This window comes from Pseudomonas sp. EB271-G4-1 (assembly GCF_058791355.1).
The window spans coordinates 1-12,246 of sequence record NZ_JBYTEO010000110.1; the positions used below are offsets into that span (position 1 = coordinate 1).

8 protein-coding genes are annotated in these 12,246 nt (G+C 62.6%); 5 read left to right on the forward strand and 3 right to left on the reverse strand.

From position 1 onward, the window contains the following. The first annotated feature begins 325 nt into the window (after window positions 1-325). A complete protein-coding gene (gene mrdA / locus AC3WWR_RS29970; RefSeq protein ID WP_020795728.1) occupies window positions 326-2,218 on the forward strand; it encodes a penicillin-binding protein 2 in 1,893 nt (630 codons plus the stop codon). A gap of 265 nt (window positions 2,219-2,483) precedes the next feature. Here mrdA and sorB read toward each other — a convergent pair whose 3' ends face one another. Next, entirely contained in the window at window positions 2,484-3,131 is a 648-nt protein-coding gene (sorB, locus tag AC3WWR_RS29975) for a SorB family sulfite dehydrogenase c-type cytochrome subunit (RefSeq protein ID WP_020795726.1), read from the reverse strand. Between the two features lie 10 nt (window positions 3,132-3,141). After that, the gene (gene sorA / locus AC3WWR_RS29980; protein WP_151142949.1) at window positions 3,142-4,383 is read right to left on the reverse strand and encodes a SorA family sulfite dehydrogenase catalytic subunit; all 1,242 of its coding nucleotides are present in this window, start codon (window positions 4,381-4,383) and stop codon (window positions 3,142-3,144) included. Window positions 4,384-4,809: 426 nt separating this feature from the next. Between sorA and AC3WWR_RS29985 the strand changes: the two genes are divergently transcribed. From AC3WWR_RS29985 to qhpG, 4 genes are read left to right on the forward strand one after another with little or no spacing between them, the layout of a single operon-like run. Then, window positions 4,810-6,714: a sigma-54-dependent Fis family transcriptional regulator gene (locus AC3WWR_RS29985; RefSeq protein ID WP_151142947.1), complete on the forward strand. Its 1,905-nt coding sequence runs from the start codon at window positions 4,810-4,812 to the stop codon at window positions 6,712-6,714. Next, window positions 6,714-8,432, forward strand: a complete 1,719-nt coding sequence (locus tag AC3WWR_RS29990) for an ABC transporter ATP-binding protein (protein WP_492599300.1) — start codon at window positions 6,714-6,716, stop codon at window positions 8,430-8,432. Before AC3WWR_RS29985 ends, AC3WWR_RS29990 begins: the two co-directional genes overlap by 1 nt. Window positions 8,433-8,437: 5 nt before the next feature. After that, on the forward strand, window positions 8,438-9,115 hold the full coding sequence (gene qhpE, locus AC3WWR_RS29995; protein WP_033042719.1) for a subtilisin-like serine protease QhpE: 678 nt from the start codon (window positions 8,438-8,440) through the stop codon (window positions 9,113-9,115). Continuing rightward, the gene (qhpG, locus tag AC3WWR_RS30000; RefSeq protein WP_033042716.1) at window positions 9,112-10,413 is read left to right on the forward strand and encodes a flavin-dependent monooxygenase QhpG; all 1,302 of its coding nucleotides are present in this window, start codon (window positions 9,112-9,114) and stop codon (window positions 10,411-10,413) included. Before qhpE ends, qhpG begins: the two co-directional genes overlap by 4 nt. Window positions 10,414-10,529: 116 nt before the next feature. On the opposite strand, the gene AC3WWR_RS30005 is transcribed toward qhpG, so the two are convergent. Beyond that, window positions 10,530-12,020: an aldehyde dehydrogenase family protein gene (locus tag AC3WWR_RS30005; protein ID WP_033044387.1), complete on the reverse strand. Its 1,491-nt coding sequence runs from the start codon at window positions 12,018-12,020 to the stop codon at window positions 10,530-10,532. Window positions 12,021-12,246: the final 226 nt, after the last annotated feature.

Consider the following 12,246-nt stretch of genomic DNA (forward strand, 5'->3'; position numbering starts at 1 on the left):
CATGTGAGAGTAGGTCATCGTCAAGATTAAATTCCAAAACCCCTATCTGCGCATGCAGGTAGGGGTTTTGTTTTTGTGCCCGATTTTTCCCCTGTAGGAGCGAGCATGCTCGCGAAGAACCGGAGAGCGCCACGGTATATCAGGCCCCAGCCTTATCGTTAACGCCCACCGTCGAAACGCCGCCCGGAGCATGCTCGCGCCTACACACTTAAAGAAAATGACACGAAAGCGATCACTCCGTTTTGGTATGGTGCAGCTCGTTTTTTTTAGCGGCCCGTTTTCAAACCAGGGATCGGTGTTTTTTTTCCAAAGAGTTGCCACAGAAATGCCTCAGCCGATTCCGATCAAAGACCACGAAAAAGAGACGCGACTGGTCAACAAGCGACTGATGGCCTGCGCCTTGTTAGTCGGCGCCATTACCTGTGCTCTGGTGGTGCGCCTGTACGTCCTGCAGGTGGTGGAATTCGAGTATCACTCCACGATTTCCGAAAACAACCGTGTGCATGTGCTGCCGATCACGCCTACCCGTGGCTTGATCTATGACCGCAATGGCGTGGTCCTGGCGGACAACCGACCCAGCTACAACCTGACCATCACTCGCGAACGCGCCTCCGATGTCAACCAAGAGCTGGACGAAGTGGTCAACCTGCTGCACCTGCCGGCTGAAGACCGCACGCTGTTCGACAAGGCGATGAAACAGGCGCGGCACCCGTTTGTGCCGGTAACCTTGTTCTATGAACTGAGCGAGGAGCAGATCGCGGTGTTGGCGGTCAATGAGTTCCGCTTGCCGGGCATCGATGTCGAGCCGCAGTTCGTGCGCCATTATCCGTTGGGCGAACACTTCGCGCATTCAGTCGGCTATGTCGGACGGATCAACGAGAAAGAATCCAAGGTGCTGGATACGGTCGAGTATCGAGGCACCCAATCCATCGGCAAGACCGGGATCGAAAAATTCTACGAGTCGCAACTGCACGGTCATGTCGGTTACGAGGAAGTTGAAACCAATGCCCAGGGCCGCGTGTTGCGCGTACTCAAGCACACGGACCCGGTGCCCGGTGAAAACATCGTCCTGAGCCTGGACGTCAAGCTGCAGGAGGCCGCCGAGCACGCCTTGGGCGATCGTCGTGGCTCGGTGGTCGCGCTTGATCCGTCGACCGGTGAAGTGCTGGCCATGGTCAGCAACCCGAGTTTCGATCCCAACCTGTTCGTCACCGGCATCAGCTCCAGGGAATATTCGACGCTACGCGATTCCATTGACCGACCGCTGTTCAACCGCGTGCTGCGCGGGCTCTACGCGCCGGGCTCGACCATCAAGCCCGAAGTCGCGATTGCCGGGCTCGACGCCGGCATCGTCACGCCGCAGACCCGAGTCTTCGATCCGGGGTATTACCAACTCCCGGACTTCGATCACAAGTACCGCAACTGGAACCACAGCGGCGACGGTTGGGTGGACATGGACGCGGCGATCATGCGTTCCAACGACACCTACTTCTACGACCTCGCGCACAAGCTGGGCATCGATCGGCTGCATGACTACATGGCCATGTTCGGCCTCGGGGAAAAGGTCTCGCTGGACATGTTCGAAGAGTCTCCCGGCTTGATGCCGTCCCAGGCCTGGAAGCGCGCCACGCGTCGTCAGCCATGGTTCCCTGGTGAAACCGTGATCCTTGGCATCGGCCAAGGCTACATGCAGGTCACGCCGCTGCAACTGGCCCAGGCCACGGCGCTGATCGCCAACAAAGGCGTGTGGAACCGTCCGCACCTGGCCAGGACCGTGGACGGTGTCGCGCCCGTAGACGAGCATCCGATGCCGAACATCCTGCTCAAGGACCCGCGCGACTGGGAGCAGGTCAACCACGGCATGCAGATGGTCATGCACGATGCCCGCGGGATCGCCCGCGCGTCGGCAGCGGGGGCGCAATACCGTATTGCCGGCAAGAGTGGTACCGCGCAAGTGGTGGCGATCAAGCAGGGCGAGCGTTATAACCGCGAGAAAACCCGCGAGCGCAACCGCGACAATGCCCTGTTCGTCGGTTTCGCCCCGGCCGAACATCCGCAAATCGTGATTTCGGTGATGATCGAAAACGGCGAGGCCGGCGGTCGTGTCGCCGGCCCTGTTGTGCGGCAGATCATGGACGCCTGGCTACTTGATCAGGACGGTCATCTCAAGCCGCAATACGCAGTGCCGAGCAAGGTACCGGGCGATCCTCACGTCTGAATCCTGCGTTCGGCATGGATGATCCCATGCCACCATGCCTTCAAGATCGATCCTTTGTCAGGCCCTGTGTCGCGTTCTCTAATGTCGGAAAGCTGAGTGATCCAGGTCACGCTCCTCTGTAGGAGCGAGCCTGCTCGCGATGGACTTCCAGACAACGCGCACATCCAGGCAGGGCGCGGTATCGTTCACGTCCATCGCGAGCAAGCTTGCTCCTGCAATGGATTGCGTCCAGACCTGTAATCAGGTCGGCTGTCTTACGGCCGGCTCACTGGTGCAGGATGAACGTCGCCAGGCTGTGCAGATTCTCCGGGCTTAACTGCGCAAAAGGTGGCATCGGGATATCCCCCCATTTGCCGCTACCGCCGTGCGCAATGCTGGACGTAACCTTGGCTAGTGCCTGCGGGTCGTTGGCGTATTTGGCAGCCACATCTTTATAAGCCGGGCCGACGACCTTGTGATCGATCGCATGGCAGGACAGGCACGCGTTGTTCTGCAGCAAGGCCGTGGCGTCGACTTTTGCCACAGGGGCTGGCGTGGGTTGGCCCGCCGACGGATTCGAGGCGGCTTGCACATCGGCATCGCTCGCCTTTGCACTGCCGTACGTGGCCGCCAGGTAGGCGCCGATAATGGTCACGTCCTGATCGCTGATCGGCGCACCGTACACGTGTTGCATCTTGCCCGCTTCTGCCGTCCACTGCGCCAGGCTCATGCCCGGAGGCTGGAAGCTGATGTAATCGGCAGAATGGCAGGTGGAGCATTTCTGCTGGGCCAATGGGTAGCCGGGCAGCGCACTGGGTTTGAACGCAGCCGTTTCGGGCGGCAAGGTGATCGACAGTGGCGCTGCGCTGGCCATGCCAGCCAGGAAAATTTGCGCCGCGCACAGCCAGCGGGTCATGAATTTCATGGATTTCATGCAGCCCTCCTCAAGCGACGGTCACGTGGCTGGTTTCGATGACGTGGCGGCGGTAACCGGCAGGGTTCCAGTCGGCTTGCAGCGGTTGCGTCTCGCCCGCGCTGTTGCTGGCTCGTACCATCAACTGCGTGGCGCCCTTGCTGGTGAAGGTGATTGCCAGCGTCCACTCGCGGAAAGAGAAACGGCCAAGGTCCTGCCCGAGGGTGGCTTCACGCCAGACTTTTCCGCCGTCGATGGATATTTCCACCTTGTTGACCCCGGCACCGCCATCGAACGCAATGCCCTTGAGCACCACGCTTTTATTCAACGGCAACACATCGCCCTGCTTAACGCTGGTGATGAAGCTGCGCACCGGTAGCTTGGAGATCGGCCGGGTTTGCGTCGGCGTGGTGCCGGGGGCGATGCAGAAACAATCGTTATCCGGGACTCGATAACCTTTAGCCATGAAGAAGCCGTCGTAAACATGGTCGAGCACTTCGATCTCGCTCAGGTGCTTGACCCAGTACGTGCCGAAATAGCCGGGCACTACCAAACGTATCGGGTAACCGTTGAGGAAGGGCAGGTCGGTGCCGTTCATCGACCAGGCGATCATGGGTTCACCGTCCATGGCATGGCTGATGTCCAGTGCCTTGATGAACTCCGGCGTGCTTGGCAACACAGGCTTGTCGAGGCCGCGGAACGTCACTTGCCTGGCATCGTTTTTCACTCCGGCCTTTTTCAATACGGCCTTGAGCGGCACCCCTATCCAGCGTGCATTGCCCATCGAACCATTGCCCAACTGAGCACCAAATACGCGCGGCATCGAGAAACCTCGGCTGTTCCCCGAGCACTGATTGACGGCCACCACTTCTACCGGCTGCGCCAGAGCCTTGAGCTCTGCCAGGGACAGTGACAGCGGAGTGTCGACCGCACCCTTGACGGTCAGACGGTACGTATCCGGATCGATGCTGGTGGGGAAATTGGCCAGGTGATAACGCACGAAAAACGCGTCATTGGGCGTGATCGGCCCTTCGTTGAAGACTGCGAAAGGCGTCTCCAGGTGCGGTGGGCGAGTGGTCACCAGGGTCAACGGCCGTTTTTGCGGGTATTGCACCAGCGGCCGTGGACCCGCCGCGAAGGTCACTTCTTCGGCGGTTTCGCCGGTTGCCCTGGCGAAGCTGGCCAAGGGCGAGGCGGCCAAAGCCAGGGTGAAGGCATCGCGTAGAACGCGCCGTCGGGAAAGCTTGCTGTTATCGACAAAACTGAACTTCATTCTGCGCTCTCTCTGATTGTTTTTTTGAGATGCAACCGAGAGCCCCCATCAGGGCTCAGAGGTATCGGGCTAGACGTGTCGCGTCACTGTTCGATGAGCAAACCAGTATCGTCACGCGCAGGTTGTCTGCTTCTCATTGGGCGTCAGGGAGTTAGCAATCGATGACAGTTTGGCAGCGCTGAGTCTTTCGGTGTCTGCTCCATGGCTATCGCGGGCAAGCCCGCTCCCACAGTGACCGAGTTGAGTCATAAACTTGGGAGCGACGCGAGCCTGTGGGAGTTGGATTGCCAGCGAAGAACGATGCCCCGATCCACCTGCCGGAACACAAGCGCCATGCGGCACTTGCCATCGCCCTTACGTTAACGTAAAGATTGCTCCAGGGCGCCGACGTATGAAGGCGCAAGGGCGGACGACCCGGAGCGCTTGATGACGCTAATAAAAACAAACTCCCCCAAACTTCACCGCGAAGCCCGGCTGGCCCGGGAAAAACTGCATCTGGAAGGCGAAGTCCCGAACGGCGTCCTGCGCGCGGAAATCGATGCTTCCTGGCGGCGCAGCCTCAGCCATGGCGTGCATTTCAATGCCAAGCATGAGCTGGCGCTGGAATCGAGTGCCAGCGTCGACGTATTGCTGGCGAGCAATCGCCTGTTGATCGATGCAGCGTTACCGGCGATCGATTACCTGGCCGAACGCCAAGGCAAGGAAGGGCTGATCATCCTCGCCAACTCCGACGCCACCATCCTTGCCGTCGAAGGTCGCGCCGACCGCCTCAAGGGCAGTGGCCTGCAAGACATCACCCTCGGCGCCTGCTGGAGCGAAGCCGCGCGTGGCACCAACGCCTTGGGCACGGCACTGGTCGAAGCCCGACCAACCCTGATCGATTGCGGCGAACATTACCTGGATCGCCTCAGTGACTTTTCCTGCACGTCGGTGCCGATCCATTGCCCCCAGGGCGACATCCTCGGCGTCCTCGACCTGACCCGCGAAGGCCCGCTGGGCCGCGCCCATGACAGCACCGCGCTGCTGGCCATGGCCGTCAGCCAGATCGAGAGCCGCGTCTTCAACGCAAGCTATCCGGACGAAATCGTCCTGGCGTTCCACAGTCGCCGGCAGTACCTCGAGTCGCCATGGCAGGGCCTGCTGGCGGTAAGCCTGGGTGGGCAGATCCTTGCGGTCAGCGCACAGGCCTGTCAGTTGTTGCATGCCGAACGTTCAGTGCTGGTCGGTCGGCGCTGCGAAGAGTTTCTTGGCGTCGATGGCCTGCAATTGCTGGCACGTCTGCACCAGGGCGGCGTCGGCAGCCTGCAGACCGCCAAAGGCGAATTCTTCTACAAAACCCTGCGCGCGCCGCAACGTTCGATCAACGTCGGTAACCCGCCACGCAGCGTCGCCAAAACCGCCAAGGCGCAACCGGACCTGGAAGCCCTGGCCGGCAGCAATGCCCGCTATGCCCGTGCCCTGCGCATGGCCCGACAAGGCCTGGCCAACCAGTTGCCGGTATTGCTCCTGGGGGAAACCGGCACCGGCAAGGAAGTCATTGCCCGCGCCCTGCACATGGCCGGTAGCCGCTGCGACAAACCCTTCGTCGCGGTCAACTGCGCGGCGATCCCCGAAGGCCTGATCGAGTCGGAACTGTTCGGCTACCGCGAGGGCGCGTTCACCGGATCGCGCCGCGGCGGCATGGTCGGACGACTGCAACAGGCTCACGGCGGCACCTTGTTCCTCGATGAAATCGGCGACATGCCGCTGGCCTTGCAGGCCCGCCTGCTGCGCGTACTGCAGGACCGCAAGGTCGCGCCACTGGGCGCCGGCGAAGAGCAGGACATCGACGTCGCGCTGATCTGCGCGACCCACCGCGACCTCAAGCGCCTGGTGCAGGACAAGCACTTTCGGGAGGACCTGTTCTACCGGGTCAACGGCATCAGCGTGATGCTCCCGGCGTTGCGCGAGCGCGAGGATTTCAGTGCGCTGGTCGGCCGACTGCTGGCCAGGCTCGATGCGCCGAACGTAGTCCTGCACGACGACTTGAACCGCTTGCTCGAGGGTTATCACTGGCCGGGCAACATCCGCCAGCTGGAGATGGTCCTGCGTACCGCGCTGGCCATGCGCGAACCGGGGGAGACCGTGCTCACCCTCGATCACTTGCCCGACAGCATGCTCGACGATCTCAACGCCGGCGAACGACCCCAGGCCGGCAGTATCCGGGAAAACCAACTGGAGATGATCCGCCAGTCCCTGGACAGCCACCAGGGCAACGTCTCGGCCGCTGCCGACGCCCTGGGCATCAGCCGCGCGACTTTGTATCGCAAGCTCAAGCAGCTGCGCCCGTGATGCAGCGCCTGATCGTGCGGCTGATCGACAGCCAGAACCCCGAGGCCCTGCAAGCCGCATTACGCTGGCTATACAGCTTTGTGCGCCCGCACCGTCTGGCGATTGCCGGGCTGCTGGGGCTGTCGGTTTGTGCCTCGGCGTTGGTGCTGGTGCAGCCGTGGCTGACCAAGTTGCTGATCGACGATGGCCTGCTGGCGCGCAATTTCCCGATGGTGGTGTTGATCGCCGGGTTGATGATCGTCGCGGGATTGCTGGGTACGGCGTTGTCGGGGATCAATCGTTACCTGCACACGCGCTTGTCCGGGCGCATGCTGTTCGCCCTGCGCGATGACCTGTATCGGCATTTGCAGACCCTGTCACCGAGCTTCTACGGCCAGCGGCGCATCGGTGACCTGATGTCGCGTCTCGATGGCGACGTGGCGGAGATCCAGCGCTTTGCCGTGGATTCATTATTCTCGGCGGTGTCCAGCGTGATCGGCCTGGTGGTGGCCGTGGCCATGCTGCTGACGCTGTCGTGGAAACTGTCGCTGCTGGCGCTGGTGCTGATTCCCCTCGACGTGCTGTGGCTGCGCTGGATGCGGCGCAAGGTCGAGCGCGATGTGCGGCAGTTGCGTGAGCGCTCGGCGGACATGTCCTCGTTCATGGTCGAGACGCTGCCGGTGATGAAGTTCATCCAGTCTGCCGGCCAGCAACAGCGCGAGGCGCGACGACTGGAGAGCCTGGGCCAGGGCTACATGAGCCAGTTGCTGCGCCTGCAGGTCACCGAGTTTTTCACCCAGGCCGTGCCGGGCACGCTGACCTCGCTGTCGCGCGCCTGTGCGTTCCTGATTGGCGGGTATTGGGTCGTGCAGGGCACTTGGCAATTGGGCGCATTGATCGCGTTTTCCACTTACCTGGGCATGGCCGTCGGGCCGGTCCAGAGTCTGCTGGGGCTTTATGTGGCGATTCAGCGCATGACCGTCAGCCTCGGGCGGGTGATGGAGTTGCGCGGCGAGGAAGCCACCGTACTCACCCCCGAAACACCGAAAACGATGCCGGGTTCTGGCGAGCTGCGCTTCGATGACGTGCACTTCAGTCATCCCGGTCGCCCGACCACCCTGCGAGGCATTGAGGCGCGGATTCCCTACGGTTTGAAAGTCGCCCTGAGCGGCGGCTCCGGGGTTGGCAAATCGACCCTGATCGATCTGCTGCAACGCCACCACGACCCGCAGTCCGGGCGGGTGCTGCTGGGGGACGTGGATGTGCGCGAACTCGACCTGTTCGAGTTGCGCCGGCGCATTGCCGTGGTCAGCCAGGACATCGTGCTGTTTCGCGGCAGCCTGGCCGACAACCTGGCCTACGCCGTGCCCGACGCCAGCCGTGAAGCGATCGCCGACGTCGCGCGGCTGGCGCAACTCGACAGCCTGATCGCGACCTTGCCCGAAGGCCTCGACAGTCCGTTGGGGGAGCGCGGCCAGCAGTTGTCCGGTGGGCAGAAACAACGCATTGCCATTGCCCGCGCCCTGTTGCAGGACCCACTGATCCTGGTGCTCGACGAAGCTACCTCGGCGGTGGACGAAGCCACCGAGCGCGAAGTGATCGAAGCCATCGACCGCCTGTTTGCCGGGCGCACGCGCATCCTGATCAGCCATCGTCCCTCGACCCTGGCCGATGCCGATTTGCGCTTTGAATTGCTCGACGGCGTACTGGTGTCGAAAACGCTGTTGCATGAGGCCTGAGCCTTATGAATCCTGAGCTGCGCATTGGTGTGGTGGACAGCGGTCACTCGACCGCGCAACGGGTGCAGGTCGTCGCCGGGCGGCGTTTTTCCCTGGTGGAAGACGGGCTGAGCGAAAGCGACTTGCGTGATGATCCGTTGGGCCATGGCAGCGCTGTGATCGAAGCCATCGGCCGGCGTGCACCCTCGGCACTGTTTTGCGTGGCGCAAGTATTCGACCGACGCGGGGTGACCAGCGCCTTGCAGATCGCCACGGCCATCGACTGGCTGGTGGCGCAGGACGTGCGCTTGATCAATCTGAGCCTGGGTTTGCGCCAGGATCGCAACCTGTTGCGGGCTGCTTGCGCATTGGCGGTGGGCCAGGGCGTATTGCTGTGCGCGTCCAGCCCGGCCCAGGGTGAAGGGGTGTTTCCGGCGAATTATCCACAGGTGCTGCGGGTGACCGGCGATGCGCGCTGCGCCGAACTCGAATGGTCATGGCTCGACAGTGCCCAGGCGGATTTCGGCGCGTGCGTGCACGGTACTTATCCGGGGCAGTCCGGCGCCAGTCTCGGTTGCGCGGCGTTGAGCGGGCACATTGCGGCATTCCTGGTGGCGAATCCCGACGCCAGCAATGAACAGGTCGTCGAATATCTGCGCCACAACGCCCGTTACCGTGGCCCTGAACGGCGTATCGGGCCATGACCGCGATCGTCATCCTGGGCGCCGGGCCCGCGGGCGCGGCAGTAGCACTGGGGCTGCGACGACTGGGGTATGCCGTTACGCTGGTCAGCGAATGGCGGCGTTTTTCCGCCCTTGAAGGTGTTTCCCAGCGGGTGCTGGAGGCGTTGCGCGGCGCCGGACTGCAACAGGCGCTGGCGCAGGCGACGTTGCCCTCTCAACGGCAGGTGAACTGGAACGGCCAGCAGCACGCGCAGAACGTCGAGTTCCTGCTCGACCGTCCGACCTTTGACTGCGGCCTGCGCGAAGCCTTGCGCCTGGCCGGTGTTGAGCTGATCGAGGGTCGGGTGTTGGCGGTCCAGGCAGTCGCCAGTGGTCATCGAATCGAGATTGACAGTGGCCAGGCAGTGATTGCGGACTTTCTGGTGGAAGCCCGTGGCCGCCAGGCGCCCGCCCTGGGCAAAGGCTTGCGCGGGCCGGAGACGGTCAGCCTGCTCAATCGCTGGCAGGGCACGCCGGGCAACACCGCCAGCGCCGTGGAAAGCCTTGAGGATGGCTGGGCATGGATGGCGCGGCGGGCCGACGGCCAGTGTTATTGGCAATGGACGGTGGATGTGGCCAGCGCCGCTCTGCCGGGCAAGGCACAACTGCTCGAGTACTGTCGACAGCGGCGCCAGGCATCGTCGCTCGCCCAGGCGTTTTTCGCTGCCGACCCCGAGGTTGATTTGCAGTTGCATGCCCGCAGCAGCACGGCGATTCTCAGCCCGCAGGTGTGCGGCGACAATTGGATTCGGGTCGGTGATGCGGCGATGGCGGTCGACCCGTTGTCGGGCAACGGCATCTTCCAATCCCTGTCCTCTGCGTTGCAGGCGCCGACGGTGATCAACACCTTGTTGCGCAAACCCGAACGAGCGGCGCTGGCCCGGCGTTTTCATCAACAGCGGGTGGAGCAGCTGTTTCTCCGGTTTGCGCGGATAGGTCGGGATTTTTATGCCGATGAACAGCGTTGGGTCGATCAGCCGTTCTGGCAGGCGCGGCGGCACTGGCCGGATGCCGAGGTGGCCCATGCCGAGGCGGATTTCAATGCACTGCGGATCGAGCGGGCGCCGGTGCTGCGTAACGGGTTTGTCGATGAGGCCGAGGTGGTGATCACGGCGGATCAACCGTTGGGGATCTGGCATGTGCAGGGGGTGGAGTTGGCGCCGTTGGTGCGGCAGTTGCGGACCGAGCCTGCCGAACAAGCGCTGGCTGGATTGACTGTAGAGCAGGGGAGGATGGTCAGGAGTTGGTTGTTGGCTCAGGGTTTCAAACCAGCGCACTGATCGTTCCCACGCTCTGCGTGGGAATGCCGCCAGGGACGCTCCGCGTTCCGCTTCTGGAGGTGACGCAGAGCGTCACAGGATGCATTCCTTTGCTGCGCGTGGGAACGATCAGTGGGTCAGAGCTTGATCAACACCGACTTCAACTCGGTGTAATGCTCGATCGCCGCATACCCCATCTCTCGCCCCACCCCCGACATCTTGTAGCCACCAAAGGGCAGCGCCGGGTCCAGGGCGCTGTGGCAGTTGACCCACACTGAACCGGACTTGATCCGTGGGATCATCCGGTGCACCGCCGCCAGGTCATTGGACCAGATGCTCGCGCCCAACCCATAAGGGCTGTCATTGGCCATGCGCAGGGCATCGGCTTCGTCATCGAAGGGAATCGCCACCAGTACCGGGCCGAAGATTTCCTCCTGCACCAGCGAATGCTTTTGATCGACGTCGACGATCACCGTCGGCTTGACGAAAAAGCCCGGCCCGAACTGCTCGCCACCGCAGGCGATGGTCGCGCCGCTTTCACGGCCCTTTTCTATGTAGCCGTAGACCCGCGCCTGTTGCCGTGCCGAGATCAACGGCCCCATTTCCACGCTCGGGTCCAGGCCGTTACCCAGTTTCATGGCGTTGGCGATATCGCTGATGTCCGCCACCACATTGTCAAAATGCTTGCGCTGCACATACAGACGCGAGCCTGCGCAGCAGACCTGGCCCTGGTTGAAGAAGATCGCGCTGGCGGCACCGGCTGCGGCGGTTTTCAGGTCGGCATCGGCCATCACGACCGTTGGCGACTTGCCGCCCAGCTCCAGGGTCACCCGGGTCATGGAATCCATGGCGATCTTGCCGATCTGCTTGCCCACGGCGGTGGAGCCGGTGAAGGTCAGCTTGTCCACCAACGGGTTGTGAGTCAGCGCGGAGCCTGCGGTGATGCCGGTGCCGGTGACCACGTTGAACACGCCCTCGGGGTAACCCGCCTCGAGCACAAGCTCGGCGAGCTTCAGCGCGGTGAGCGGGGTTTCGTCGGCGGGTTTGAGCACCACGGTGCAGCCGGTGGCCAGGGCCGGGCCGAGTTTCCAGCAGGCCAGCAACAGCGGGAAGTTCCAGGCGACGATGGCGCCGACCACGCCCACCGCTTCGCGGCGGATGAAACTGTGGAACTGGTCGTTGGGCATCAGCGGCGCCGACACGTCGACCGTGGAGCCTTCGATCTTGGTCGCCCAACCGGCCATGTAGCGCAGGAAATCGATGGCCAACTGCACGTCCATCACATGCGCCACCACCGCGCTTTTGCCGTTGTTCAGGCATTCCAGCTGCGCCAGGAGCTCGGCATCGCGCTGCATCAGGTCGGCCAGTTTCCACAACAGATTCTGCCTCTCCCGTGGGCGAGTGCGGGTCCAGGCCGAATCATCGAACGCCTGGCGGGCGGCGAGGACGGCGCGGTCGACGTCTTCCGGTGTGGCCCGTGGCACTACACACAGCACTTCGCCGGTGGCGGGGTTGTGCAGGGGCATGGTCTGGCCGTCGGCGGCCTCGACCCAGTCGCCACCGATGAGCATGCGCGGGGCGCGCTGGATAAATGCCGAAGTGGCGGGAAGCAGGTTGGGAAGCGACATGATGAAACCTCGTCTTGTTCGTGTGGCGAGGTCTTTCGCAATGGCTGTGCCAGTTGTGTTTATTTGGGTGAAACATCGATTTGGTGGGGCTTGCGGGTTATTGACCAATGAAAAGGAGGTGAGCTGACGTCGCAAATTGCGACGCAGTGAGACATGCGAAGATCAAAAGATCGCAGCCTGCGGCAGCTCCTACAGGTGTATGCCGATTCCCGTGTAGGAGCTGCCG

Coding starts and splice junctions, on each gene's coding strand:
- AC3WWR_RS29985 (WP_151142947.1), top strand. CDS start 4,810: ATGACGCTAATAAAAACAAACTCCCCCAAACTTCACCGCGAAGCCCGG.
- sorA (WP_151142949.1), bottom strand. CDS start 4,383: ATGAAGTTCAGTTTTGTCGATAACAGCAAGCTTTCCCGACGGCGCGTT.
- mrdA (WP_020795728.1), top strand. CDS start 326: ATGCCTCAGCCGATTCCGATCAAAGACCACGAAAAAGAGACGCGACTG.
- AC3WWR_RS30005 (WP_033044387.1), bottom strand. CDS start 12,020: ATGTCGCTTCCCAACCTGCTTCCCGCCACTTCGGCATTTATCCAGCGC.
- AC3WWR_RS29990 (WP_492599300.1), top strand. CDS start 6,714: ATGCAGCGCCTGATCGTGCGGCTGATCGACAGCCAGAACCCCGAGGCC.
- sorB (WP_020795726.1), bottom strand. CDS start 3,131: ATGAAATCCATGAAATTCATGACCCGCTGGCTGTGCGCGGCGCAAATT.
- qhpG (WP_033042716.1), top strand. CDS start 9,112: ATGACCGCGATCGTCATCCTGGGCGCCGGGCCCGCGGGCGCGGCAGTA.
- qhpE (WP_033042719.1), top strand. CDS start 8,438: ATGAATCCTGAGCTGCGCATTGGTGTGGTGGACAGCGGTCACTCGACC.